The organism is Pengzhenrongella phosphoraccumulans (assembly GCF_045689905.1).
In the GTDB taxonomy this organism is placed as follows: domain Bacteria; phylum Actinomycetota; class Actinomycetes; order Actinomycetales; family Cellulomonadaceae; genus Pengzhenrongella; species Pengzhenrongella phosphoraccumulans.
This window is the reverse complement of the sequence record NZ_CP144210.1, coordinates 928,725-955,117: the sequence shown is the minus strand read 5'-3', so window position 1 is coordinate 955,117 and position 26,393 is coordinate 928,725. Positions and strand designations below refer to the sequence as shown.

Below are 26,393 nucleotides of genomic sequence, written 5' to 3'. Positions count from 1 at the left end.
GTCAGCCTATCGACGCCACCTCGCGGTCCGACGCCGTCTCGCGGGCCGGTGCCGTGGGCGCCGGCCGGGTGGCGGCGAGATCGTTGGCGCTGCGCAGCACGGCCGGTCCGGTCAGGGTGCCTTCGAGGCCCGGTACCGCACTGCGCACGCGGAACGTCACGGCGGCCCCGGCCGGCAGCGTGACCAGGCCGAGGTCGACGTCGGCCGCGGGGTCGAGGCGGTCGACGAGCAGCATGACGTCCAGCGCGAGGGAAGTGGCGGCCACGGTGACCTGGTAGCCGCCGTCGACCACCTCGACCGAGGTGCGCAGCGGGCTCGGCGCGAGGCCGAGATCGACGTCGGGCACCCAGGTGTGCACCGTGCGCACGCCACCGAGCTCGGCGACGAGCACCTCGTTGCTCGGGACGTCGGCGTCGCGCAGGTTGGCGGGGAGGGTCAGCAGCTCGACCGACCTCGCCGCGGCGGTGACGGCCAGGTCGGCCTCGGCCAGCAGGGTGCCGTCGAGGAGCTCGCGCCGCACGTGCACGGTGCCGATCCACGGCTGCGCGCAGTCGTTGACGACGGCGAGCACCTCGTGGCCGTCGCGAACCTGGACGGTGAGGATCCGGTCGGCGAAGGCGTCCCGCAGGGCCCACCACAGGGGCTTGGGGTGCTCGTCGCCGTCGACGGCGGCCCACGACGTCACGGGCCAGCAGTCGTTGAGCTGCCAGACGATGGCGCCCGAGGTCCGCGGCCACCACGACCGGTAGTGGGTGATCGCGTGCGCGACGGCGCGCGCCTGGTTGAGCTGGGCGGCCCAGTGCCAGTCCGCGAAGTCGGACGGGATCCCGAGGTGCGGGGCCATCCCGCGATCGAGCTTGCCGTTCCCGTCCTCGGCCTTCTGGTGGATCAGGAAGACCGGGTCGTGCTTGCTCAGCGGCGAGCCGTCCGGGTTGCGCACGGCTCGTTCCAGCGTGGCCCACGTCGGGGGGGCCTGGAAACCGAACTCCGAGCAGAACCGTGGGATCTCGTCGCGGTAGGTGGTGTAGTCGGTCCGGTTCCAGACCTCCCACTGGTGGTGCGTGCCGTGGTCGGGGTCGTTCGGGTGCACGACGTCGGGTGCGGCGCCCGGGGAGCACGGGGAGCCCACCGAGTACGGCCGCGTGGGGTCGAGCTCGGCGATCACCGACGGGAACAGCTCGGTGTAGTAGCCCCAGCCCCAGCTCTTGCCGGCCAGCTTCTCCTGCCAGCCCCAGTCCATCCAGCCCCAGATGTTCTCGTTGCCCCCGTTCCACACGACGAGCGACGGGTGGGCGGACAGCCGGGTCACGTGCTCGCGGGCCTCGGCCTCGAACTCGCCGCGCAGCGGCTCCTCCTCGGGGTAGGCGGCGCACGCCAGCGGGAAGTCCTGCCAGACCATCACCCCCGCCTCGTCGCACAGGGTGTAGAAGTCCTCGGACTCGTAGATGCCTCCGCCCCACACCCGCAGCAGGTTCAGGTTCGCGCCGACCGCCTGGTCGATCCGGCGGGCCAGGCGGTCACGCGTGATCCGCGTGAGCAGGTGGTCGTCCGGGATCCAGTTCGCGCCCCGGACAAAGACGGGCTGCCCGTTGACCCGCAGCGTGAACGCCGTGCCGACCTCGTCGGGGGAGGTGTCCAGCTCGACCGTGCGCAGCCCGATCCGGCGGTGCCAGGTCCCCAGCTCCGCGACCTCGTCGGTGTCGTGCTCGAGCGTCACGTCCAGGACGTGCAGCGGCTGCTCCCCGTACCCGACGGGCCACCACAGCGCGGCGTGGGGGACGACGACGTCGACGATCGCCGACGTCGCGCCGGCCGCGATCGTCGCCGTGGCGCGCACGTCGCCGAGCCGCACCCGCACGGTCAGCGCCGACTCCCGGGCCTCGAGGCCGGACCGCTCGACGGCGACGTGGACGGCGACCAGTGCGGTCCCAGCGGTGTCGATGCTCACCAGCGGGCGCACGCTGCTCAGCCGGGCGACCGACCAGCGCTCGAGCGAGACGGGCTTCCAGATGCCTGCCGTCTGCAGGTCCGGGCCCCAGTCCCAGCCGAAGCTGCAGGCCATCTTGCGGACCATGTTCAGCGGGTGCTCGTACGCCGCCGGCCGGGCGCCGAGCCGCTCGCGCTCCGACTCGGCGTACTCCAGGGCGGAGCGGAAGTGCACGCCGAGGGTCACCGGCTTCCCGGCGGCCGCGTCAAGCTGCTCGCGCACGTCCAGGCGATAGCTGCGGTGCTGGTTGAACGTCCGCCCCACGGTCGCACCGCCGAGGGTGACCGTGGCCACCGTGTCCAGACCGTCGAACACCAGGTCCAGCCGCTCGCCCGCGGCCGCCGGCGCCGCGAACAGCTCGCGGGTGTACTGCCAGTCCGCGCGGTGCGCCCAGACCAGCTCGGCCTCGCCCTGGTCGACGTACGGGTCGGCGATCAGGCCCGCGGCGAGCAGGTCCGTGTGCGCGGTGCCCGGCACCACGGCCGGGATGTCGCGGCCCGCGACGTCGGCCGGGACGGGACCGCCCGCGCTGCGCAGCGTCCAGGGCCCGCAAAGGTTCGTGACGATCATGGTCTTGGTCTCCAGGGTTGTGCGGTGGTGGATCCGGGGGCGGCGTCGGGCCAGGGGCTGCGACTACTTCGTCGCGCCGGCCGATAGCCCGTTGTAGATGTACCTCTGCAGCAGCAGGAAGAGGATCAGCGTCGGGATGATCACGATGATCGCGCCGGCGGCCAGGACCTCCCACTGGGTTCCGAGCGGCCCCTTGAACCGGAAGAGGGAGGTGGAGATGACCCCGAGGTCACGGCTGGGCATGTACAGGAACGGGATGTAGAACTCGTTGTAGATGGCGATGCCCTTGATGATCACTACGGTGGCGATCGCCGGACGGAGCAGCGGGAAGATGATGCGGCGGAATATCGTGAAGTGGTTCGCGCCGTCGAGCGTGGCTGCCTCGTCCAAGGAGATCGGGATCGAGCGCATGAACTGGACGAAGATGTAGATCGAGATGATGTCGGTGCCCATGAACAGCGCGATCGGGGCGAGCCGGGTGTTATACAGCCCGAGGGTGTTGACGACCTGGAACGTCGCGACCTGGGTGGTCACCGCGGGCACGAGGGCCGCGAGCAGGAAGAGCGCGACGATGACCTTCTTGAATCGGAACTCGAAGCGGTCGATGGCGTAGGCGGCCATCGTGCCGATCGCGATCGTGCCCGTGACGGAGACGATCAGGATCAGCGTGGTGTTGATGAAGGCGGTCGCCATCCCCGCCTCCGTGAATGCCCGTCCGAAGTTGGCGAACGTCACCGAGGTGGGCAGGTCGAGCGGTCCCGACGTCGCGAAGTCCTGGCTGGTCTTCAACGACGTCAGCAGGAGGACTCCGAGCGGGACCAGCGCCGCCAGGCACCCCAGGACCAGGCTCGTGTACTTCCCCGTAGCAGCAACGCGCCGTCTCATGTCAGGTCCACGCTCTCGTCGGGGACCAGGCGCCGCTGGATCCAGGTCACGATCAGGATGATGACGAGCAGGATCACGGCCATCGCCGAGGCGAGCCCCACCTTGTTGTACTTGAACGCCGTGTTGACCGTCTGGATCACGAAGGTCGCCGTCCCGTTCGAGCCGCTCGTCATGATGAACGGGATCTCGAAGACCGCGAGGCTGCCGGAGATCGCGAGGATGAACGACAGGCTGATGATCGGCTTGATGCTCGGCGCGATGATGTACCGGAACTCGTGCCACCGCGTCGCGCCGTCGAGCTCGGCCGCCTCGTAGATCCCGGCGGGGATGGATTGGATCGCCCCGAGGAACAGCACGAAGTTCAGGCCCATGTACCGCCAGACCGACGTCCCGGCGAGCGAGAAGTTCGCGAGGTCCGGGTTGCCGAGCCACTGCGGCATCGTGCCGTCTGCACCGGTCACACCGACCAGCCCCAGCAGCGAGTCCAGCGTCCCGCCCGGCTGGAAGAAGTACAGGAAGATGAACGCGATGGCCACGCCGTTGATCAGGTACGGGAAGAACAGGATCCCCTTGAACAGGTTCTTGAACCGGGTGCTGAAGCTGAGGATGGTCGCGAAGTAGAGCGCCAGCGCCATCTGGATCACCGAGGCGCCGAGGTAGTACAGGCTCACGAAGAAGACGCGGAACAGCTGAGGCCGGGTGAAGAACTCCTGGTAGTTCGCCAGGCCGACGTAGGTCTTGTCCTTGCTCAGGCCGTTCCAGTCCGTGATCGAGTACCAGAACATGTTCACCACCGGGATGTAGGTGAACACGATGAGGAACCCGAGCGGGACGATGAGGAACAGCCACGGCGTGATGGCCCAGCCCTTGGAGCCCGAGCGAGTGCCTGGCGGGGTCGACCGCTCGGTGCGTCGGGTGAACCCGAACTTGGTGCTTCTCGGGCGGGACTCGACCGTGGTGGTGGCTCCGGTCATCGGTGGCTCCTCGGGCGGATCTGGTCGGACGGACGGTTGCGGGTGGTGCACCGGTGGTGCGGGCCGGCGAGAGCGCGGCCCGCACCACCGGTCGTCAGGTCAGCCGACCTGCGCCCGGGCGTCTGCCCACTTGGTGTTGAGGCCCGCGAAGATCTGGTCCTTCGTCTCGCTCGATGCGCCGCGTGCCGAGTCGACCAGCAGGCGGTAGTAGTCGGGCTGCGTGATCCCGATCTCGGCCGCGTTGTCGATCACCGTGGAGATCGGCGCGGGGGTCATCTCGACGTACTTCACGCCCGTCGCCTCGAACTCCTTGAGGCTGGCCGGAGCGGGCTGGCTCGCCACGGTCGGCAGCGCACCGGCGACCTCGTAGTAGCCCGAGTCGGCGATGAACCAGTCGAGCCAGGCGCGCGCCGCCGCCTTGTGCTCCGAGTTGATGTTGATGCCCATCTTGTAGTCGCCGCCGACGGGCGAGTGGAACGCCCCGTCCACCTGGACCGGAACCGGCATGAAGCCGATGTCGGCCGGGTCGTTCCCGGCGGTCGTGGCCGCCTCCTGCATCTGCGGCAGCGCCCAGGACCCGAGCACCATGGTGGCGATCTTGCCCGTCGCGATCAGGTTCTTCGAGTTCTCCCAGTTCGTCGTGGTCGGGTCATCCTCGATGAGCCCGGCGGCCGCGATGTCGTAGAGCAGCGAGTCGGCGGTGTACTTCTCCTCGCCCTTCGTCCAGGGCGCGTCGGACTCGCTCATCTTCACGAGCGCCTCTTTGTCCCCGGTGAAGGCGCCCATGATGTTCTGCGGCCAGCTCAGCGGCCAACCGTCCTTGTAGTTCGTGTAGAGCGGGACGGCGTCGGTTGTGTCCTTGATCGCCTGCAGGTCGGTGATGAACTCTTCGGTCGTCTTGGGCAGCGCAGTGATGCCGGCCGCGGTGAAGACCGCCTTGTTGTAGACGATGCCGTTCGCGTTGCCGAACGTGGCGAGGCCGTAGGTCGTGCCGTCGGTCGCCTGCTCGCCGGTGAACCGGTAGGTCTTGGCGAGCTCGTCGCTCTTGCCGAGTGGCTCGAAGAAGCTGGGGAGGTCGGTCGAGCCGACGCTGTTCGGGATCAGCAGGACGTCGCCGTAGTCCTTGGTGTTCATCCGGGTCTTGACCTCACCCTCATAGTCCGTGACGGCCTCGAAGGTGACCTTGACGTCCGGGTACTTCGCCTCGAACGTCTTGGCGTAGTCCGCGAACGTGGTGTCCACGAGGTCGGTGCGGTTGGTGAGGACCGTGATGGGCCCGGACGGTGCACCGTCGCTCGAGGCGGCGGGGCTATCAGCGCCGGAGCTTGAGCACGCCGCCGTCAAGGCGAGCAGAGCTGCCGTTGCGGTGGCGGCAGCGAACCGCCCGCGTCGTACTGGGGACATCGATGATCCTCTCGACGGGCCGGCACTACTCCGTGCTGGCGGGGGAGGGCTGCGTCGCCGCGGACCGAAGCTCGGTCCTTCTCCTGTTACATTCTTAGATCGACAAACTAAGTAAGTCAAGCGGGCGCGGCGAACCGGCGTCCGCTGTGGCCGAACCGTTACCGTAGGTCCGGGCACGTGGGGCGACCAGGAGGAACAGTGAGCAACCCGACCGGCGTCGGCACGGCACACCGATCGAGCCGCGCCGCCCTGCTCGATTCCATCCGAGCCGCCGGGCAGATCAGCCGGGTCGAGCTGACCCGTGAGACGGGGCTGACCGGTGCGACCGTGTCGACCGTGGTGCGCCGCCTGATCGACGACGGCCTGGTCGTCGAGTCGGGTCGGGCCGAGTCGACGGGCGGCAAGCCTGCCGTGTTCCTCTCGCTGGACCTCGACGCGCGGTTCGCGGTCGGGATCCACCTGGACCACGCCGGCATCACGTACGTCCTGTCGAACCTGGGCGGCGCCGTGGTCGGCCGTTGGCGCCGGCCGGGTGCGGGCGCCGATTCCCCCGAGGTCGTCGTCGCACGCATCGCGGCCGAGCTGACGACCTTCGTCGCCCGGATCGGCGTCGACCCTGATCGGCTGCTCGGGCTCGGCGTCGTCTCGCCCGGGCCGATCACCAGCTCGATCGGGATGGTGCTGACGCCCCCGGTGATGGAGGCCTGGACCGGGTTCCCGCTCGCCGATGCGCTGCAGGAGGCCGCCGGACTGCCCGTACTGCTCGAGAACGACGCCACGGCGGCGGCCATCGGCGAGTACTGGTCCGGACCGATCGAGACCAGCACGTGCTTCGCCGCCCTCTACATGGGCACCGGGATCGGTGCCGGGATCATGGTGAACGGCGACGTCTATCGCGGCGCGACCGGCAACACGGGCGAGGTCGGTCACGTCTGCATCGACATCGACGGCCCGGCCTGCTGGTGCGGCGGGCAGGGGTGCGTCGAGGCGCTCGCGGGCCCTGCGGCCGTCGTCGCCGCGGCCCGTGCTGCCGGCCTCAAGCTGCCGGGCCGCGGCGTGGCCGGGGACTTCGCCATGCTCGCGCGGGACGCCACCCGCGGTGAGGGGGTGCCCCGGACCCTCCTGCTGCGGTCTGCGGCGTACATCGCCGTGGCGGCGCAGGCGCTTGCGAACATCCTCGACCTCGACGAGATCGTCCTCACCGGGCCGTCGTTCGCGTTGGCGGGGTCGCTCTACGTCCCCGCGATCCGCGCACAGCTCACGCGCTCGTTCTTCGCCCGAGCCAGCCACCAGGTCGCCGTCGTCATCTCCCCCCACGCCTCGGAGGCCGCGGCGATCGGGGGAGCCGCGCTCGTGCTGCAGAGCGGGCTCGCGCCGCGGCGTTCGTCCCAGCGGATCCCGGTCGTCGATGGGCGCCCAACGCTGGAACCCTCGCGGTGAGCGGGGTCGTGGCGGGCTTCGACGGCAACCATCCCGCCAGGACCGCCCTACGGCTCTACTCGGGGCAGCGTGGGCGGCTGGTGTGGGCGGGGGTCGCGTTCGCGTGCAAGCACTCGCCGGTCTGGGTGATGCCGCTGCTCACCGCCAACGTGATCGACGCCGTCGTGCAGGCGAAGCCGGTGTCGGTGCTGTGGGTCAACGCCGCGGTTATGGCCGCACTGATCCTGCAGAACATCCCGCTGACGCTGGTCTACGTGGGGCGACTGAGCCTGGCCGTGCGCACGGTCGAGACCCAGCTGAGAGCCGCCCTGTGCGAACGGCTCCAGCAGCTCTCCGTCGGCTACCACCGCAAGATGAGCGCCGGCGTGCTGCAGGCCAAGGTGATCCGCGACGTCGAGAATGTCGTCGAGACCTCGCGGCAGGTGTTCGACTCGGGGATGGCCGCGCTGACCACCCTGGTAGGCGCGGTCGTGCTCACGGCGATCCGGGTGCCCGCGTTCCTCCCCGTCTTCCTCATCGCGGTCCCGGCCTCGGCGGCGCTCATCCATGTGACGCGCCGGAGCATGAGCGTGCGGAACCAGGCCTTCCGGCACGAGGTGGAGCACATGTCCGCTCGCGTGAGCGAGATGACGCACCTCATCCCGATCACGCGCGCCCACGGCGTCGAGACCGATGAGCTCGCCCGGATGGGGCTGACCCTGGACCACGTGCGCCACGAGGGCGTGCGGCTCGACGTGCTCAACGGGCGGTTCGGCGCGGTGGCATGGGTGCTGTTCCAGCTGCTCAGCGCCGCGTGCCTGATCACCGCTGCCTGGGCCGCCCGTACCGGGGTGCTCGACCTCACCGCGGGCGACGTCGTGCTGCTGTCCAGCTACTTCGTCGCGCTCACCGGCTCCGTCACGGTGCTGCTGGGCCTCGCACCCCTGCTGGCGAAGGGTCTGGAGTCGATCAAGTCGATGGGGGAGGTCCTCACGGAGTCGGACCTCGAGGACAACGAGGGAAAGCAGGCGGTCTCGGCGGTGGCCGGGCGGATCACCCTCGAGCACGTCTCGCTCACCTACCCCGGTGCGGTCGAGGCCGCGCTCGTCGACGTCAACCTCGAGGTCCACGAGGGCGAGACGGTCGCCTTCGTCGGGCAGTCGGGCTCGGGGAAGTCGAGCTTGCTCAACCTCGTCATCGGCTTCATGTCACCGACCGTCGGGCGGATCCTGCTGGACGGCGTCGATCTGCGGGACCTGGATCGCCGCACCTACCGGCAGTTCCTCGCCGTCGTTCCGCAGGACTCCCTGCTGTTCGAGGGCACGGTGCGCGACAACGTGACCTACGGTCAGCGCGAGCTGACCGACGGCCACGTTCGCGAGGCGCTCGCGGCCGCGAATGCCGCCGACTTCGTCGCCGAGATGGGCGGGCTGGACGCGGTCATCGGTCAGCGTGGGGCGAGCCTGTCCGGTGGGCAGCGCCAGCGGCTCGCGATCGCCCGGGCCCTGATCCGCGACCCGCGCGTTCTCGTCCTCGACGAGGCGACCTCCGCGCTCGACCCGGCGTCCGAGCACGAGGTGCAGGAGGCGCTCGCCCGGCTGATGCAGGGGCGGACCACCTTCGTCGTCGCCCACCGGCTCTCGACGGTCCGCGGCGCCGACCGCATCGTCGTGATGGGGCACGGTCGGGTCGTCGAGTCGGGCAGCCACGAGGAGCTGCTCCTGGCGGGCGGCGCGTACGCGCGGCTGAACCGTCTCGATCGGCGCCCCGGCGCGGGGTCGGCCCCGCGCCGGAGCCCGCCTCCGCCTAGGCGATCGTCAGGCCGTCGCGCACCGCGACGGCGAGACCCGGCGCGAGGGGGAGCAGCGGCAGCAGGGTGGCCTGGAACGCGTGGTACAGGTCCGGCTTGCCTGGCCACACCTCGGCGCTCGGCGCGTTCGTCGTGTCCAGCTCGTGGTGCCACGACCCGCGGGCGCGGTCGATGACGACGTCGCCGGCGTAGTCCCACCAGCGGGTGTAGTCCTCGGCGTAGCGCGCCTCGCCCGTGGCCTGGTGCAGTGCGGCGGCCGCGCCGATCGCCTCGGCGACGACCCAGTGCATGCGGGTGCGCACGACCGGCGCCCCGGTCCAGTCGGTCGTGTAGACGAACCCGGGGGCACCGTCGACGGCCCAGCCGTCGCGGACGGCGCCGTCGTACAGCGCGCGTGCGGCGGGGATCAGCGTGCCGGGCGACCGCCCCGGCAGGGCGGCGTCGACCTGCAGCAGCAGGCGGGACCACTCCAGGCCGTGACCGATCGTCGCGCCGTACGGCTTGAACGGGTCGCCGGGCTTGTCCGCGTTGAGCTCGAGCTGCGGCACCCAGTCGGCGTCGAAGTGCTCGGGGATGCGCCAGTGGTTGGCGCTCGCCCAGGTCACGACGTGGTCGGCGATGCTGGCGGCCCGCTCGTACCAGCGCACGTCGCCGGTCGCGTCGCCGGCCCCGAGCATGGCCTCGACCGTGTGCATGTTCGCGTTCACGCCGCGATACGGGTCGAGCGTGGTCCAGGTGCGGTCCCACTCGTCGGTGCTCAGCCCGGCCCCGGGCTCCCAGAACCGCTCGTCGAGCACGGCGAGGGCGTCGTCGAGCAGCTCGCGGCCGCCGTCGATCTTCGCCACGACCGCCGTCGACGCGGCGAGCACGACGAACGCGTGCGCGTAGGCGCTCTTGGTCGTGTCGGGCGTGCCGTCGGGGGCGAGCGAGGCGTACCAGCCGCCGAACTCGTCGTCGTGCAGCGAGGTCCGCAGCGCCGCGATGGCGCGCGTCGCGACCGGGCCGGCGCCGGGCACCCCGAGCAGGTGGCCCAGCGCGTAGACGTGCGCGGTGCGACCGGTGATCCAGGTGAAGATGCCGCGGGCCGGGTCGATCACGCCGTCGTCGTCCAGCCAGCCGGCCCCGCGCGTCGTGGGGACGACGCCGCGGCCGAAGTCGAGGAGTCGTAGCGACTCGGTGCGCAGCCAGGCCTGGTGGCTCGGGCGGTCGGTCCAGGCGGTCATCGGTTTCCTTCGTCCGTAGGGCTGGTTGAGCTGGTCGAGCTGGTCTGATCGGCGAGCGCCGCGAGCCACGGGAGCTGGCGGGTGAACTGGTGCCCGCCGCCGCCCTCGTGCTCGTTGAACGGGTAGACCTCGATGTCCTTGTCGACCCCGCCGGCGAGCGACCCGTAGTGGTTGTACGCCGCGTACACCGTAGAGGGTGGGCAGATCGGGTCCATGAGACCGACCGAGAACAGCGCCGGCGCGGTCGCTCGGCGCGCGAAGCTGACGCCGTCGAGGTACGAGAGCGTGCGGAACGCTGCGGCCGCGTGCGCGCGGTGCACCGACAGGTAGTTGGTGATCTCGGTGTACGGCGCGCGGTCCGAGACGTCGACGGCGCGGCGGTAGTGGCAGCCGAACGGCACGTCCGGCATGACCCCGAGCAGGCCGGGGACCAGTCCGGCGGCGGCGAGCGTGATCCCGCCGCCCTGGCTGCCGCCGGTCACCGCGACGCGCGCCGGGTCGACGCCGTCGATCGCCCGGACGGCTTCGACCGCACGGACGGCGTCGGTGTAGACGCGCCGGTAGTAGTGCGCGGCGGGGTCGAGGATGCCGCGGGTCATAAAGCCCGGCGTCGCGGGGCCCGAGCCGACCGGGTCGGGCGTCTCGCCGCCGCTGCCCCAGCCGCTGCCCTGGCCGCGTGTGTCCATGAACAGGCTCACGTACCCGGCGGCGGCCCAGCCCAGGCGCTCGTGCGGCAGGCCGCGCCCACCGCCGTAGCCGTTGTACTCGACGACGGCCGGCAGGTCCGTCCGTGCCGCAGCGGCCGTGCCGCGGGCCGGCCGCGTGAGCCAGGCCTTGATGGGGTGGCCGCCGAAGCCGGCGAACTCGACGTCGAACACGTCGACCAGGGCGAGCCCGGTGTCGACCGGCCGCACCGTGAGGTTCAGGTCGAACGCGGCCGTCTGGTCGAGCGTGTCGGCCCAGAAGGTGTCGAAGTCCGCGGGCTCGTCGAGCTCCGGAAGGTAGGTCGTGAGCGCAGTCGGGTCGAGGTCGAACAGGGGCATCTGGAGCGTCATTTCTCGAGCGGGGAAGGTCGAGCGGGGAAGGTCCCGCGCTCGACTTTGACATCACCGACGCGGACGGTTGATTTGACGACATAGCAACTTAGTTAAGTAACTTAAGTAAACCTACCGCCTCTACGGATCCTCGGGCAACGATGCACCGAGGGCTGAGGTCATCCTCCGCGCCGCAGGCCGCTTCACCAAGTCGGCCCGGCCGCGCCACTCGTCACCAGGAGAATCGTGAGCACTGTCAACATCCTCGACTTCGGCGCCGTCGGCGACGGGGTCACCAACGACGCGCCCGCAGTCCAGGCCGCCATCGACGCGTGCTCCGCGGCCGGAGGGGGGCGGGTCGTGGTGCCGAGCGGCCAGGTGTTCCTGATCGGCTCGATCATGCTCAAGACCAACGTCGACCTGCACCTCGAGCGGGGGGCGGTCCTCGACGGCAGCGGGGTGCGCGCGGACTACACCGAACGGTTCCGGGTGTCGGCGCTGTCCGCCGGGGAGCTCGACGACGAGAACGATGACGCCTTCATCCTGATCGGGGCTCGGGACGCCAAGAACATCGCCCTCACCGGGGCCGGCGAGGTTCGCGGTGGCGGGCGCCACTTCATCGAGTCCGACACCGGACACATCTACCGCTGCCCCAACGCGCGGCCGTTCACGGTGTTCTTCCTCCACTGCCAGGACGTGCTGCTGCGGGACACGACGTTCACGGACGCGGGCCTGTGGTGCATCCGGCTCACCGGGGTCGACCGGGCGGTCATCACCGGCATCCGCGTGGACACCGATCTCAAGTACCCGAACGCGGACGGGATCGATCTCGACCGCTGCCGGCAGGTCCGGATCAGCGACTGCGAGATCTCGGCGGGGGACGACGCGATCTCGCTGAAGACGTGCGAGGAGTTCAGCGGGTACGGGCCCACCGAAGACATCGTCATCACGAACTGCACGCTGCAGTCCACGTCGAGCGCGATCGTCGTCGGGGTCGACGCCGTCGAGGACATCCGCAACGTCGTCGTGTCGAACTGCGTTATCCGGTCCTCCCACCGGGGCCTGTCCGTGAACCTCGGCCAGGAGGGCACCTTCGAGAACATCCTGTTCACCGACTGCATCGTCGAGACCCGCCACTTCGCGAACGACTGGTGGGGGCACGGCGAGCCGATCTACGTCTCCGCGTTCCCGTGGCACGACAAGGTCGGTCGGATCAAGAACGTCCGGTTCCGCAACATCCTCGCCCGGTCCGAGAACGGGGTGTTCATCTCAGCGCTGACGCCCGACCTCATCGAGGGCATCGTGCTGGACGGGGTGCGGGTCGAGCTTGACCGCTGGACGTCCTGGCCGGGCGGCGAGTACGACCGCAGGCCCTACTCCGGGGAGCAGATCTATCCCTGCCCGACCAGCGGCTTCCACATCGACACCGCCACGGACGTCACGCTGCGCAACTGCGAGGTCGTGTGGGCGGCCCGCCCCGAGAGCTTCGCGCACGCCGTCGAGGCGATCGACGTCGACGGCCTCGTCATCGAGGGCCTGCGGGGCGAGTCGGCCCACCCCGACCGCCTGGCCGCCGTCCACGAGCACGTTCGCGCGCGCGCCCTGAGCTGACGGGGGAGGTCCGCAGGCCAGGTCAGTCCACCGGCGCGGCCAGTTCGCCGGTCTGGGGTGACTTCGCTGGTCCCGACCAGCGAAGTCACCCCGCACCGGCGAACTCCGGCGCGCGCCGCGGCCCTCGGCGCAGACCCGACCGCTCCGGGGGGTTGACGAATCCCATTTGTATGGTGGATGATTCAATTCATCGAAGCGCTTCGACGAAGCGCTTCGACACCCGTTCGACCCGCACCTCGCACCCGCGACCGGCCAATGGAGGCTGAGATGGCAACGATGCAGGACGTCGCACGTCTCGCGAACGTCTCCCTCAGCACGGTCTCGTACGCGCTGAGCGATGCGCGGCCCGTGTCCGCCGCCACCAAGTCCCGCATCGAGGCAGCGATGGCCGAGCTCGGGTTCCAGCGCAACGCCGCAGCCCGCAGCCTGGCGAGCCGGCGCACCCACGTGCTCGCGCTGACCTTCCCCGCCATGCAGCAGGGCCTCGGCGGCACCGTCAGCGAGTTCGTCGCGAGCGCGGCCGAGACCGCGAGCAAGCACGGCTACCAGCTCGTCCTGTGGCCGCTCGGTGCGAACCAGCCGCGTGAGATCAGCGATCTCGCAAAGCAGGGCCAGGCCGACGGCGTGCTGCTCATGGAGGTCCTGCTCGAGGACCCGCGCGTCGAGGCGCTGCGCGCGACCGGCGTGCCGTTCACCATGATCGGCCGGACCGAGCAGGTTGCCGACCTGAGCTACGTCGACATCGACTTCACCCAGACGACCGAGGACGCCGTCGCGCACCTTGCCGGGCTCGGCCACGAGAAGATCGCGTTCCTCAACCACTCCGCGGCCAGCCGTGCCGAGGGGTACGGGCCGACCGTCCGGGCCGACGACGGCTACGCGGCCGCGATGCGCCGGCGCGGCCTCGAGCCGCAGGCGGTCCTGTGCGACGAGAACCCGGCCGCGGGTCGCGCGGCGATGTCGGCGCTGCTGGCGCGCGAACTGGGCCTCACGGCCGTCATCACGATGAACGAGATCGCGACCTTCGGTGCCGCGGTCGAGCTGCAGTCGAGGGGCCTGCGGATCCCGCGAGACGTCTCGGTGCTGGCGATCGTGACCTCGCCCGGCGTCGGCGCCATGAGCAACCCGCCCCTGACCACCATGCACGCCCCGGGGGCCGAGCTCGGCCGCCTCGGGGTCGAGTCCCTGCTCGCCCTGCTGCACGTCGACGGCAGCCGTGTCGCCGGCCCCGTCCTGCTGCCCTGCCACCTCGAACCCGGCGCAAGCACCGGCCCGGTTCCTCCCGAGCGGCGCTGACGCGCCGCCCGCAACTTCTCGAGCGGCGCTGACGCGCCGCTCATCTCGCACCAGTCCCGTTCGACCACTGAAGATCGACACTCAATGAGGAGACGTACATGTTGCGCAATCGCAAAGCGGGTCTGATCGCCGCCCTGGCGATCCTGCCCCTCGTCCTGACCGCCTGCGGGGGCACAGGCTCGTCGGACACCGCCGCGGACGGGGCGTCGTCGGGCGCCAAGACGCTCAAGCTGTGGCACTACGAAGGTGCCGACAGCGCGATGGGCAAGGCCTGGGACGAGTCCATCAAGGTCTTCGAGACCGAGCACCCCGGTGTCAAGGTCGAGTTCGAGCAGAAGGCGTTCGAGCAGATCCAGCAGACCGCCGGCATGGTGCTCAGCTCGGACGAGGGCCCGGACCTGCTCGAGTACAACAAGGGCAACGCGACCGCGGGCCTGCTCTCTTCGCAGGGCCTGCTCACCGACCTGACTGCCGAGGCCAAGTCCCGCGGCTGGGACACCAAGCTCGCCGCGAGCCTGCAGACCACCGCGCGCTACGACGACAAGGGCGTCATGGGTTCGGGCAACTGGTATGGCGTCCCGAACTACGGCGAGTTCGTCACCGTCTACTACAACAAGGCGATGTTCGCCGAGAAGAACCTCGCCGTGCCGACGACGTTCGAGGAGTTCACCGCGGACCTCGACGCCTTCAAGGCCGCCGGCGTCACGCCGCTCGCCATGTCCGGCGCGGAGTACCCGGCCGGCCAGCTGTACTACGAGCTCGCGCTGAGCAAGGCGGACCGGAACTTCGTCACGGCCTACCAGACCTACAGCGAGAAGGTCGACTTCACCGCCGACCCGCTCAAGTACGGCGCCGAGACCTTCGACCAGTGGGTCAAGAAGGGCTACATCGCGGCCGACTCGTCGAGCCTGAAGGCCGAGGACGCAGGCCTGAGCTTCATCAACGGCACCTCGCCGATGTTCGTCTCGGGCAGCTGGTGGTACGGCCGCTTCGTCACCGACATGGCCGGGACCGACTGGGGCATCTTCAACTTCCCGGGCAACAAGCTCAACGCGGGCTCGTCGGGCAACCTCTGGGTCGTGCCCCAGAACTCCAAGGCCAAGGACCTCGCCTACGACTTCATCGACATCACGATGCGGCCCGAGATCCAGGCGATCCTCGGCAACAACGGCGGCCTGCCGGTCGCTGCGAACGCTGCGGACATCACGGACCCGAAGAGCCAGGAGCTCATCACGGCGTTCAACGAGGTGCTCGACAACGACGGGCTCGCGTTCTACCCGGACTGGCCGGTCCCCGGCTACTACGACGTCCTGGTCGCCGGCTTCCAGTCGCTGATCAACCAGTCCACGGACCCGGCGGGCGTGCTCAGCCAGATCGGCACCGCCTACGACGACGGCGTCGCCAACATCGGCTGACAAGTCCCTCACCTCCTCGTGGCGCCGGCAGCCCCCTGCGCCGTCCGGCGCCACGAGGTCCCTCCCCGCACGCAGACGAAAGGCACGGCCATCATGGCGACAACTTCGGCCCCGGGCGCGACCACGCGCCGGCGGCTCGCGGCGGGGGACCGCACCAGGCGCGGCTCCGGCCGGGCCGTGTACTGGGCCTATCTCATCCCCGGCGGCCTGCTGTTCCTCGCCGTGATCGTCGTGCCGTTCTGCATGAACCTGTACCTCAGCTTCACGAAGTGGCCCGGTCTGGGCACCCCGCGATGGATCGGGATCGACAACTACACCCGCCTGATGAGCGACGAGACGTTCTGGCTCTCGTTCCGCAACTCGATCGCGATGATCGTGGCGATGGTCGTCGTCCCGACCCTGCTCGGCATGCTGCTCGCGGCGGTCCTGTTCGACTACCTCGGCAAGCGGTTCAACGGCCACGTCGCCAGCGCCCTGCGCGCGACGTACTACCTGCCGCAGATCCTCCCGGTCGCCGTCGCCGGCATCCTGTGGGGCTGGATCCTCAACCCGCAGACCGGCGCGCTCAACGTCTTCCTGCGCCAGATCGGCCTGGACTCGCTCGCACTGAACTGGCTCGGCGACACCACGACCGCCATGCCGACGGTCATGCTCGTGATGATCTGGGTCCAGGTCGGCTACCCGGTCGTCATCTTCATGGCGGCGCTCCAGCGCGTGGACCCCGAGCTGTACGAGGCCGCCGAGCTCGACGGCGCCGGCTGGGTCGCCCGGTTCAAGGCGATCACCCTCCCGCAGATCAAGCCGGAGACGTTCGTCGTCACCCTGACCTGCACGATCGCCGCGCTGAAGGTCTTCGGCCCGATCTACGTGCTGACCAAGGGCGGCCCGGAGAACACGACCAACGTGCCGTCGTACTTCTCCTACCAGAACTTCTTTCCCAAGTCCCAGGTCGGCTACGGCGCCTCGATCGCGACGGTGCTGACGATCATCGTCGTGATCGTCTCGGTCGTGTTCATCCGGGCCCAGGCCGCGAGCGAACGCAAGGAGGGCATCTGACATGGCGACCGACTCTGCGGTGCTGCCCGCCGCCCACGACGCCCGCCCGGCCGACGGCGGATCGTCGTCGGCCACCTCGGCCCGGCGCGGTACCCGCTTCCAGCAGGGAAAGCTCCGCTGGCTGATCCTCGCGCTCGCGCTCCTCGTCGCGCTGGCGATGATGATCCCGTTCGTGATCATGCTGCTGAACGCGTTCAAGTCGCCCGCCGACTACGCGGCCAACGGGCCGGTGAGCCTGCCGTCGCACCTGTACTTCGACGGTCTGGTCAACTTCTGGAACCGGGTCAACTTCCCCGAGAAGCTGGTCAACTCGATCTGGATCAGCGGCGCGGTCGCGATCGGAGCGACGTTCATCTCGTTGCTCAACGCCTACGCGCTGGGGATCGGCCGCATCCGGGGCCGGCTGTGGATCGTCGGGGCGTTCCTGCTCGCGAACATGCTGCCGCAGGAGACGCTGATCTACCCGCTGTACTACCTGGCCAAGCAGGTCGGGCTGTACAACAACCAGTGGTCCGTCATCATCATCTTCACCGTGATCCAGAGCGCGTTCGGCACCTACCTGCTGTCCTCCGTCCTGGCCACGTTCCCGCCGTCGGTGCTCGAGGCCGCGGCGCTCGACGGCGCCAGCAAGTGGCAGGTCCTGTGGAAGGTGGTCTTCCCGATCAGCCGGCCGACGCTGTCGGTGCTGGTGATCTTCTTCTTCATCTGGACCTGGAACGAGTTCTTCATCCCGCTGGTCATGCTGATCGACAACGCGACCCAGACCATCCCGGTGGCGCTGGCCTCATTGCAGGGCGACCGTTTGATGGACGCCCCGACGATCAACGCCGGCTCGCTGATCAGCCTGCTGCCCGCGGTCATCTTCTTCTTCATCTTCCAGCGCACGCTCACGCGCGGCATCACCGCCGGCGCGGTCAAGTAGCTCACCTGCGCAGCACGTAGCACCCAGCACCCAGCACGCAGCACCCAGCACGCAGCACCCAGGACACACGGGATGGCACAGACATGAAGTTCACCGACGGCTACTGGAAAGTCCGTGCCGGGATGCACCCGCTGCACCCGGCCCAGGCCTACGACATCTGGTCGGGCGACGACGCGATGACCGTCTACGCGCCGACCGCCCCGATCACCGGACGCGGGGACACGCTCAACCGTCCCGTGGTGACCCTGACCTACAGCGCGCCGATGGACGACGTGATCCGCGTCCGCATCGAGCACCACGTCGGCGTCTTCGACCCCGGTCCGGCCTTCGTGCTGGGTGGGCAGGAGCGCGTCCCGGTCAAGATCGCGATCGACGACGCCGCCGGGGTGCTCACCTCGGGGGCGCTGTCGGTCCGGGTGCACCGCGGCGCCGGGTGGCGCGTGGACTTCGAGGCCGACGGCGACCTGCTCACCTCGAGCCCGCACAAGGGCACCGGGATCGTGGCGGCCGACGACGGCGCGCGCTACGTCCACGAGCAGCTCACCCTGGGCGTGGGGGAGAACGTGTTCGGCCTCGGCGAGCGGTTCGGGCCGTACGTCAAGAACGGCCAGAGCGTCGACATCTGGAACGCCGACGGCGGTACGTCGAGCGAGCAGGCCTACAAGAACGTGCCGTTCTACCTCACCAACCGCGGGTACGGGGTGTTCGTCAATCACCCCGAGCTCGTCTCGTTCGAGATCGCGTCCGAGCACGTCTCGCGCGCCCAGTTCTCGGTGCGCGGCGAGTCGCTCGAGTACTTCGTGATCTACGGCCCGACGCCGAAGGACGTGCTGCGCAAGTACACGGCCCTGACCGGTCGCCCGGCGCGCGTGCCGGAGTGGTCGTTCGGGCTGTGGCTGTCGACGTCGTTCACCACGAGCTACGACGAGGCGACCGTCTCGGGCTTCATCGACGAGATGGCCGCGCGTGACCTGCCGTTGTCGGTGTTCCACTTCGACTGCTTCTGGATGCGCGAGTTCAACTGGTGCGACTTCGAGTGGGACCCGCGCACGTTCCCGGACCCCGAGGGGATGCTCGCCCGGCTGCGGGCGCGCGGCCTGAAGATCTGCGTCTGGATCAATCCGTACATCGCGCAGCGCTCGCCGCTGTTCGCCGAGGGCGCGGCCGCCGGGTACCTGGTGAAACGGACCGACGGCTCGGTCTGGCAGTGGGACCAGTGGCAGGCGGGCATGGGGCTGGTCGACTTCACCAACCCGGCGGCGGCCGCATGGTTCGCCGGCAAGCTCGATCGGCTGCTCGGGATGGGCGTGGACGCGTTCAAGACCGACTTCGGCGAGCGCATCCCCGTCGACGGCGTCGTCTGGCACGACGGCTCGGATCCGCAGCGCATGCACAACTACTACGCGCAGCTGTACAACAAGTGCGTCTTCGCCCTGCTCGTCGAGCGTCGCGGCCCGGGTGACGCGGTCCTGTTCGCGCGATCCGCCACCGCCGGCGGCCAGCAGCTCCCGGTGCACTGGGGCGGCGACTGCTACTCGACGTTCGAGGCGATGGCCGAGACGCTGCGCGGTGGCCTGTCGCTGGCCCTGTCGGGCTTCGGGTACTGGAGCCACGACATCGGCGGGTTCGAGGGCACCCCGACCCCGCGGTGTTCAAGCGCTGGCTGGCGTTCGGGCTGCTGTCCTCGCACAGCCGGCTGCACGGCTCCGGCTCGGTTCGGGTGCCCTGGGCGTTCGACGACGAGGCGGTCGACCTGACCCGCAGGTTCACGAAGCTCAAGCTCTCGCTCATGCCCTACCTGGCTCGCGTCGCGGGCGAGGCGCACACCGCCGGCACGCCGATGATGCGCCCGATGCTGCTCGAGTTCCCGGCCGACCGCGCGGCGGCCTCGCTCGACACGCAGTACATGCTGGGCGACGCCCTGCTCGTGGCGCCGGTGTTCTCGGCGGCCGGCGACACCGAGTACTACGTCCCGGACGGGACGTGGACCCACCTGCTCACGGGCACCCAGGTCACCGGACCGCGCTGGGTCGCCGAGCGGCACGCGCTCGACTCGCTGCCCCTGCTCGTTCGGCCGGGCACCGTGCTCCCGATCGGGGCGCGCACCGACCGGCCCGACTACGACTACGCCGACGGGGTCCGGCTGGACCTGTACGAGCTCGCCGACGGGTCGCGGGTCGTCGTCGAGGTCCCCGCCCTCGGGGGAGCCGTGGCGGCGACGTTCACCGTCACCCGGACCGGCGCGCGCGTGCTGGTCGAGGCCGCGGGCGCCGTCGGCCCCTGGTCGGCGCGGGTCATGGGGCCCGGCTCGACTACCGTCTGTGCTGATCCGGGTGCCACTCGACTCGAGCTCACGCTCTGACCCCGATCCACGACCTCGCCCTGCAACGAAGGACCGTACTGACGATGAGCACTGCACGCACGTTCCCCGCGACCTTCCTGTGGGGCTCGGCGACCGCCGCGTACCAGATCGAGGGCGGGGTGAGCGAGGGCGGCCGCACGCCGTCCATCTGGGACACGTTCTCGCACACCCCGGGCCGGACGCGTGACGGTGACACGGGAGACGTCGCCGACGACCACTTCCACCTCTGGCGTGAGGACGTCGCGCAGATGGCGACGCTCGGCCTCGGCGCGTACCGGTTCTCGATCTCGTGGTCGCGCGTGCAGCCGGGCGGCTCGGGGGAGTTCAACGCCGAGGGCATCGCCTTCTACTCGGACCTCGTCGACGAGCTGCTCGCCGCCGGGATCGCGCCGGTCGTGACGCTGTACCACTGGGACCTGCCGCAGGAGCTCGAGGACGCGGGCGGCTGGGTCAACCGCGACACCGCCGAGAAGTTTGCCGTGTACGCCGAGCGGATGGCGCGCGAGCTCGGGACGCGGGTCTCGGTGTGGACGACCTTCAACGAGCCGTGGTGCACGGCGTTCCTCGGCTACGCCTCGGGCGTGCACGCCCCCGGGCGGACCGAGCCCGCCGCGGCGCTCGCCGCCGCGCACCACCTCAACCTCGCGCACGGGCTCGCCGCTCGGGCGATCCGTGGGGTCCTGGGCGCCGACACGCAGATCTCGAGCACGCTGAACCTGCACGTGACCCGACCGGCCGACCCGACGTCGGCCGCGGACGTCGACGCGGCCCGCCGGATCGACGCGGTCGGCAACCGGGTGTTCCTCGGTCCGCTGCTCGACGGCGCCTACCCGGCCGACCTGCTCGCCGACACCGCGAAAGTCACGGACTGGTCGTTCGTGCTCGACGGCGACCTCGACGTCATCCGGGTGCGGATCGACGTCCTCGGGGTGAACTACTACTCGACCGGCCTCGTGCGGCACTTCTCCGGCGAGGGCGAGCGCAGCCAGGACGACGGCCACAGCGACTCGGAGGCGACCCCCTGGGTCGGGGTGGAGGATGTCGAGTTCCTCGCGCAGCCCGGTCCGCACACCGAGATGGGCTGGAACATCGACCCGGCGGGCCTCACCGAGCTGCTGGTCGGCCTGCACGCGACGTACCCGGGCCAGCCGCTGATGATCACGGAGAACGGCGCCGCGTTCGACGACGAGGTCGCCGCCGACGGCCGCGTGCACGACCCCCGGCGGGTGACCTACCTGCACGACCACATCGAGGCCGTCGGGGTCGCGATGGACGCCGGGGTCGACATGCGCGGGTACATCGCGTGGTCGCTCCTGGACAATTTCGAGTGGGCCCACGGGTACAGCAAGCGGTTCGGCCTCATCCGCGTCGACTACGACACCCTCGCGCGCACCTGGAAGGACTCGGCGTACTGGTACCGCGAGCTCATCCGCACGCACACCCTCCCGCCCGTCGAGTCGGCCGCCACGCTGGCCTGACCGGTCCGGCCACCTGACGAGGGCAGGGGGGACAATGGGGGCATGCCCAGCGGTCGGAAGTCGAAGCGTCGTCCGTGGGGCGAGGAAGCTCCGCCGCTCGATCTGGAGCGCGCGCTCGGCGGGCGCCGCAGCGAGGACGCGCCCGACGGGTCCTGGACCGTGCAGAACGTGCACGGCTCCGACAAGTCGTTCCGCTGCCCGGGTTGCCAGCAGGTGATCGTGCCGCACCTGGCCCACGTCGTGGCCTGGTCGTCGGACGGCATCCTCGGACCCGAGTCGGCGCTCGCGGACCGACGGCACTGGCACAAGGCGTGCTGGGCTGCGCGCGGTCGGCGCCGATAGGCTCACGTCGATGCCTTCCGCCGCGATCGAGCTCAGCGCCCTGACCGTGCTGCCCGCGCGCCGCGAGAACATCGAGCTGCACACCGCCGACGGGCTCACCCTCGTTGGCGAGCTGGCGCTGCCGGCAGATCGCCCGCCGGTCGCCACGCTCATCACCCTCCACCCGCTGCCCACGCACGGTGGATACATGGACTCGCACATCCTGCGCAAGGCGGCGTGGCGCCTGCCCGCGCTCGCGAACCTGGCGGTGCTGCGGTTCAACACCCGCGGCACCTCCTCGCCGCGCGGCACGAGCGAGGGCGCTTTCGACGACGGTCGCGGGGAGCGGTTCGACGTCGAGGCCGCGCTGGCGTTCGCCGCGGCCCGGGACCTCCCGCGGCGCTGGCTCGTCGGCTGGTCGTTCGGCACGGAGCTCGCGCTGATGCACGGCCGCGACCCGTCGATCGAGGGGGCCATCCTGCTGTCCCCGCCGTTGCGCTGGGCGGCCGAGTCCGACCTTGCGGCCTGGGACGAGTTCGGCAAGCCGCTGGTGGCGCTGGTCCCCGAGCTCGACGACTTCCTGCGACCAGCCGAAGCGCGCGAACGCTTCGCACGCGTGCGTCAGGCGGAGGTGATCGGCGTCGCGGGCGCCGGGCACCTCTGGGTCGGCGAGAGCGCCGTGCGGCGCGTGCTCGACGAGATCGTCCATCATGTGCTGCCGACTGCCAAGGAGACCTCGTGACGATCGACGGCCTGCTCGCCCTGCACACCTACCGCACCGGGCGGACCGGGCGGCTGCCCCTCGTGCTGCTGCACGGCTTCCCGCTGGACCACCACATGTGGGACGACGTGACCGACCTCCTGCCCGGCGACCGGACGGTGCTCGCCCCCGACCTGCCGGGGTTCGGCACGTCGCCGTCGGGGGAGGACGTCGCCGACGCGCTCCATGCGCCGGTCGAGCCTGCGCTCGAGACCATGGCCGACGCCGTCGCCGCGACCCTGCGCGCGGCGGGCGTGGAGCGGGCGATCGTCGCCGGGCTGTCGATGGGCGGCTACGTCGCCATGGCGCTGGTCGAGCGTCACCCGGACCTCGTCGCCGGGCTCGGCCTCCTCGACACGAAGTCCACGGCCGACGACGACGCCGCGCGTGCGAACCGGTTGCGCGTCGCCGAGGCCGTCACCGCCGACGGCGAGGTGGATGCGGTGCTCGGGATGCGGCGCGCGCTGCTCGGGGAGACGAGCCTGGTCCTGCGGCCGGAGCTGATCGACCGGCTCGAGGGGTGGATCCGCAGCCAGGGTGCGGCCGGCGTGGCGTGGGCCCAGCGGGCGATGGCCACGCGCCCGGACCGGACCGACGTGCTCCGAGGCTTCGGCGCGCCGGCGCTCGTGCTGGTCGGCGAGGAGGACCAGATCACGCCCCTGCCCGCCGCCCATCACCTCGAGGTCGCCCTCGCGAGCGTCGTCCTCGTCGTGGTGCCCCGGGCCGGTCACATGAGCAGCATCGAGAACCCGGAACCCGTCGCGGCGGCGCTCGACGCGCTGGCGCTGCGCGCCGACCAGGCCCACCGCGCCGCCCGGGACTGACGTTCTTGCTGGGCTACGCCTGCTCGGTGAGCGCGCGGTCGAGCGCATCCGCGAGGTCGATCGACTCCCCGTCGCGGCCGCCCTTGCCCAGGATCAGCGGCGGATCGCTCGGCAGGGGGCTCGCCCCGCGTAGCCGTGCCCGCAGGCTCGGCGGCACGGTCAGGACGTAGAACTCGCCGTCGGTGCCGACCGCGACCGACTGGTTGCGCCGCAGGTACCACCCGCGCAGCGGCGTCCGGTACCGCGCGCGGCCGTCGTAGCTGCGCGCCATCAGGGGCCCGCTCGGCACGCCCACCGCGGTCGCCGCCCGGACGAACTCCTGGATCAGGGCACGGGCACGGAGCGACTCACCCGCCTGCCGACGCTCGAGCGCCTCGGCGTGCTCGACCGCAGCGTCCCGGCGACGCTCGCGCCAGGCCGCTCCAGCGTCCTGCGCGGAGGTGCCGCGCAGGACGTCGTCGGGCACTGGCCCGGTGGGCACTGGCCCGGTGGGCACTGGTCCGGCGGGCGCGGCTCCAGCGGGCACTGCTCCGTCGGGCACTGGCCCGGCGGGTCCTCGTTCGGCGGGCAATCCTCCCGCGGGTGTCGCGCCGTCGTCGGGCGCGGAACCCGCGGGGAGATCGCTCATCGGGCCGAGTTCGCGCTCCCCGAGGTCTTCGCGTTCGGCGCGTCGTTCTTGGCCTTGTCCACGGCGCCGTCCGTCGCGTCGTCCGTGGCCGGGTGCGTCGACTCGGCGACCGCGACCTGACCGGGCTTGACCTGGTTCGGCGCGGCCTGGTCGGACTTCGGCTGGTCAGCCTTCGCCGCCTCAGGTGCGGTCTCGGCGGCCTTCGCAGCGTCGGCCTTGCCGGCGTCGGTCTTCGTGACCTCGGCCTTCGTGACGTCAGTCTTCGTGACGTCGGTCTTCGGGACCTCGGCCTTCGCCGGGACCTGCGGGGTCTGGGCCGAGATCGGGGCCGGGCGCCCCTTCGGGATGCGCACGGGGCCGTCGGGCTGCGCCGGCGACTTCGCCGCCGCGGGTGCGGAGGCCGCGCCGCGCTTGGCGACCGACGCGTCGAAGCTGGCTTCCTTCTGGGTCGCCCGCTCGAGCGTGGAGCGGCTCGGGCTCGGGTCGTTCCCGAGCAGGTTGCGCAGCTCGTCGAGGTAGGAGGTGGTCGCCTCGCGCTGCCGGTTCAGGTCCTCGACCTGGCGCTGCGCCGTGGTGCGCTCGCGCTCGGCCTCGATCATGGCGTCGGACAAGCTCTTCTCGGCGTGCTCGCGGGCCTCCGAGACCACGCGATCGGCGTTGTGCCGCGCGTTGGACAGGAGCTCCTTGGCGTAGGCGTCGGCGTCGCGACGGACCTGCTCGGCCTTCTCGAGCGCATTGACGACGCGCTGCTCGGCCTCGGCGGCGTGAGCCTCCGAGTCCTTGACGAGGCGCTCGGTCTCGGCGCGAGCGGTCTCGTGCCGCTCGGCGTCCGCGCGTTCGGCCGCCTCGTGGCTGGTCGCCGTCTCGAGCTCGGCGTCGGCGAGGGCGCGACGCGCCTGCTGCAGACCCGCATCGGCCTCGGCCTTGGCCGACGACGTCAGCTCCGCGGCGGCCCGCTGCGACTCGGTGAGCAGGCGTTCGACCGCGAGCCGGGTGGTCTCGCGCAGCTCGGCGCTCTCACGCTCGGCCGCGGACCGCAGTTCGGTGCTCTCGCGCGCCACCAGCTCACGCAGCTCGGTCGTCTCCCGCTCCGTGGTGCGGCTCAGGTGCGCCGTCGCCAGCTCGGTGGTCTCGCGCAGCTCGTTCGTCTCGCGCTCGGCGGTCGACCGGAGCTCGGCGGCGAACTGCTGCGCGTCGGCCTGGTGGGCCTCGAGCTCCTGCTCGGCCTCGGCGCGGGTGGCGGCCAGCTCATCGCCGATCGCGGACCGCAGCTCGCCGACCTCACGGTCGGCCGTGGCGCGAACGAAGCCGGCGTACTGGTCGGCCTCGGCGCGCAGCGCGGCGGCCTCGGTCCGGGCCCGCTGCTGCAGCGCGGCCACGTCCCGGTCGGTCGCCGCCCGCACGCTGTCGGCGTACTGCTGGGCCTCGGACCGCAGCGCGGCGACCTCCCCTTCGACCTTCAGGTGGAGGTCCGCAACCTCGGACTGGGCGGACGAGCGGTGCACCGCGGCGAACTCTTCGACCTCGGCCCGCTGGGCGGCGAGCTCGTGCCCGACCCGCTGGCGGAGCGCTGTCGTGTCGGCGTCCGCGCTCTGGCGCAGGTCCTGCGCGTATCGCTCGGCGAGCTCGCGCTGTGCCGACGTCTCCGCCTCGCTCGTGGTGCGCAGCTCGGTCGCGGTGCGCTCGGTGGTCACACGCAGCTCGGTCGTCTCGCGCTCGACCGTGGCGCGCAGGGTGCCGAGCTCGCGCTCGAGCCCGGTGCGGCGCTCGCTCTCCTCGGTCGTCACGGCGCTCTGGATGCGGGCTGCCTCGCGCTCGGCGGATCCGACGAGCTCCTCGGCCCGGCGCTGGGCGGCGGTGAGGCTGCTCTCAGCCTCGGTGGCCGCGGAGGTGCGGACCTCGTCGGCCTCGCGGCGCGTCGTGGCGAGCAGCTCGGCGACCTCGTTCTCAGCGCGCGCGCGGAGCTGGCCCGACGCGAGCTTGGCGCGTGCCAGCGCATCGGCGGCCTGGGCGTTCGCCTGCGCGACGACGTCGGACGACTGCTCCTCGGCGGACCGCAGCAGGCCTTCGATGCGCGAGCCCAGACCGGAGTAGGTCGGCCGTTCGGCCTCACGCAGCTGGCGGTGCGCCTCGGACAGCTCGCCGGCGACCTGCATCGTGCGGCTGTCGAGCGACTCGACCTGGGCGCGGGCCTCGGCGAGCGCCTGCTCGAGCTCGTGGAGGCGGGTGTCGACCGGAGCCCGGTCGTAGCCGCGGAAGTTGACCACGGGGAAAGGCGAACGATCGTCGGGCACAACATCCTCCTGGACGCACGGTGTCGCTGTCTGGACGCGGTCGAAAGCATCCCCCTGGGGCGGCAGACCGACCGGCCCTCTTCACCCAGGGTATCTGCCGACAGAGGGGGGCTGAGTACC

Annotated in this window: 18 protein-coding genes and 2 pseudogenes; 12 read left to right on the top strand and 8 right to left on the bottom strand. The window is 70.9% G+C overall.

From position 1 onward, the window contains the following. Nucleotide 1 precedes the first annotated feature (1 nt). The 4 genes from VTA80_RS04495 to VTA80_RS04480 all read right to left on the bottom strand — a co-directional run bounded on the left by VTA80_RS04495 (nucleotide 2) and on the right by VTA80_RS04480 (nucleotide 5,820). Nucleotides 2-2,557 (bottom strand): glycoside hydrolase family 2 protein, encoded by a 2,556-nt coding sequence (locus VTA80_RS04495; RefSeq protein WP_407344205.1) that lies wholly within the window; start codon nucleotides 2,555-2,557, stop codon nucleotides 2-4. A gap of 63 nt (nucleotides 2,558-2,620) precedes the next feature. Further along, nucleotides 2,621-3,442 (bottom strand): carbohydrate ABC transporter permease, encoded by an 822-nt coding sequence (locus VTA80_RS04490; protein WP_407344204.1) that lies wholly within the window; start codon nucleotides 3,440-3,442, stop codon nucleotides 2,621-2,623. Continuing rightward, nucleotides 3,439-4,416, bottom strand: coding sequence for a carbohydrate ABC transporter permease (locus tag VTA80_RS04485; protein ID WP_407344203.1), 978 nt, complete (start codon nucleotides 4,414-4,416; stop codon nucleotides 3,439-3,441). Before VTA80_RS04485 ends, VTA80_RS04490 begins: the two co-directional genes overlap by 4 nt. Nucleotides 4,417-4,515: 99 nt before the next feature. Beyond that, complete coding sequence (locus tag VTA80_RS04480; protein ID WP_407344202.1) at nucleotides 4,516-5,820, bottom strand: ABC transporter substrate-binding protein; 1,305 nt, start codon at nucleotides 5,818-5,820, stop codon at nucleotides 4,516-4,518. Nucleotides 5,821-6,018: 198 nt separating this feature from the next. On the opposite strand from VTA80_RS04480, the gene VTA80_RS04475 reads away from it, so the two are divergent. Then, on the top strand, nucleotides 6,019-7,260 hold the full coding sequence (locus VTA80_RS04475) for an ROK family protein (RefSeq protein WP_407344201.1): 1,242 nt from the start codon (nucleotides 6,019-6,021) through the stop codon (nucleotides 7,258-7,260). After that, the gene (locus tag VTA80_RS04470) at nucleotides 7,257-9,224 is read left to right on the top strand and encodes an ABC transporter ATP-binding protein (protein WP_407344200.1); all 1,968 of its coding nucleotides are present in this window, start codon (nucleotides 7,257-7,259) and stop codon (nucleotides 9,222-9,224) included. Before VTA80_RS04475 ends, VTA80_RS04470 begins: the two co-directional genes overlap by 4 nt. Here the strand turns inward: VTA80_RS04470 and VTA80_RS04465 are convergent. Together VTA80_RS04465 and VTA80_RS04460 are read right to left on the bottom strand one after the other, a co-directional pair. Then, a pseudogene (locus VTA80_RS04465) lies at nucleotides 9,178-10,272 on the bottom strand (AGE family epimerase/isomerase); the annotation flags it as partial. The gene VTA80_RS04470 and the pseudogene VTA80_RS04465 overlap by 47 nt on opposite strands. After that, nucleotides 10,269-11,315: an acetylxylan esterase gene (locus tag VTA80_RS04460; protein ID WP_407345685.1), complete on the bottom strand. Its 1,047-nt coding sequence runs from the start codon at nucleotides 11,313-11,315 to the stop codon at nucleotides 10,269-10,271. The pseudogene VTA80_RS04465 and the gene VTA80_RS04460, both read right to left, overlap by 4 nt. A 237-nt stretch (nucleotides 11,316-11,552) precedes the next feature. On the opposite strand from VTA80_RS04460, the gene VTA80_RS04455 reads away from it, so the two are divergent. From VTA80_RS04455 to VTA80_RS04410, 10 genes and pseudogenes are all read left to right on the top strand, one after another. Beyond that, the gene (locus tag VTA80_RS04455) at nucleotides 11,553-12,917 is read left to right on the top strand and encodes a glycoside hydrolase family 28 protein (RefSeq protein ID WP_407344199.1); all 1,365 of its coding nucleotides are present in this window, start codon (nucleotides 11,553-11,555) and stop codon (nucleotides 12,915-12,917) included. A gap of 267 nt (nucleotides 12,918-13,184) precedes the next feature. Beyond that, on the top strand, nucleotides 13,185-14,213 hold the full coding sequence (locus VTA80_RS04450) for a LacI family DNA-binding transcriptional regulator (protein ID WP_407344198.1): 1,029 nt from the start codon (nucleotides 13,185-13,187) through the stop codon (nucleotides 14,211-14,213). Nucleotides 14,214-14,311: 98 nt separating this feature from the next. Then, complete coding sequence (locus VTA80_RS04445) at nucleotides 14,312-15,628, top strand: extracellular solute-binding protein (RefSeq protein WP_407344197.1); 1,317 nt, start codon at nucleotides 14,312-14,314, stop codon at nucleotides 15,626-15,628. A gap of 93 nt (nucleotides 15,629-15,721) precedes the next feature. Next, a complete protein-coding gene (locus tag VTA80_RS04440) occupies nucleotides 15,722-16,684 on the top strand; it encodes a carbohydrate ABC transporter permease (protein WP_407344196.1) in 963 nt (320 codons plus the stop codon). 1 nt (nucleotide 16,685) lies between these two features. Continuing rightward, the gene (locus VTA80_RS04435; protein ID WP_407344195.1) at nucleotides 16,686-17,606 is read left to right on the top strand and encodes a carbohydrate ABC transporter permease; all 921 of its coding nucleotides are present in this window, start codon (nucleotides 16,686-16,688) and stop codon (nucleotides 17,604-17,606) included. An 83-nt stretch (nucleotides 17,607-17,689) separates the two neighbouring features. Continuing rightward, a pseudogene (gene yicI, locus VTA80_RS04430) lies at nucleotides 17,690-19,968 on the top strand (alpha-xylosidase). Between the two features lie 44 nt (nucleotides 19,969-20,012). Continuing rightward, complete coding sequence (locus tag VTA80_RS04425) at nucleotides 20,013-21,446, top strand: GH1 family beta-glucosidase (protein ID WP_407344194.1); 1,434 nt, start codon at nucleotides 20,013-20,015, stop codon at nucleotides 21,444-21,446. A gap of 42 nt (nucleotides 21,447-21,488) precedes the next feature. Beyond that, nucleotides 21,489-21,788 (top strand): hypothetical protein, encoded by a 300-nt coding sequence (locus tag VTA80_RS04420; protein WP_407344193.1) that lies wholly within the window; start codon nucleotides 21,489-21,491, stop codon nucleotides 21,786-21,788. A gap of 10 nt (nucleotides 21,789-21,798) precedes the next feature. After that, nucleotides 21,799-22,509: an alpha/beta hydrolase gene (locus tag VTA80_RS04415; protein ID WP_407344192.1), complete on the top strand. Its 711-nt coding sequence runs from the start codon at nucleotides 21,799-21,801 to the stop codon at nucleotides 22,507-22,509. Then, the gene (locus tag VTA80_RS04410; RefSeq protein WP_407344191.1) at nucleotides 22,506-23,351 is read left to right on the top strand and encodes an alpha/beta fold hydrolase; all 846 of its coding nucleotides are present in this window, start codon (nucleotides 22,506-22,508) and stop codon (nucleotides 23,349-23,351) included. The genes VTA80_RS04415 and VTA80_RS04410 overlap by 4 nt, the downstream gene beginning before the upstream one ends. Nucleotides 23,352-23,364: 13 nt before the next feature. On the opposite strand, the gene VTA80_RS04405 is transcribed toward VTA80_RS04410, so the two are convergent. After that, nucleotides 23,365-23,892, bottom strand: a complete 528-nt coding sequence (locus tag VTA80_RS04405) for a hypothetical protein (protein ID WP_407344190.1) — start codon at nucleotides 23,890-23,892, stop codon at nucleotides 23,365-23,367. Nucleotides 23,893-23,975: 83 nt separating this feature from the next. After that, a complete protein-coding gene (locus VTA80_RS04400) occupies nucleotides 23,976-26,273 on the bottom strand; it encodes a hypothetical protein (protein WP_407344189.1) in 2,298 nt (765 codons plus the stop codon). Nucleotides 26,274-26,393 lie beyond the last annotated feature (120 nt).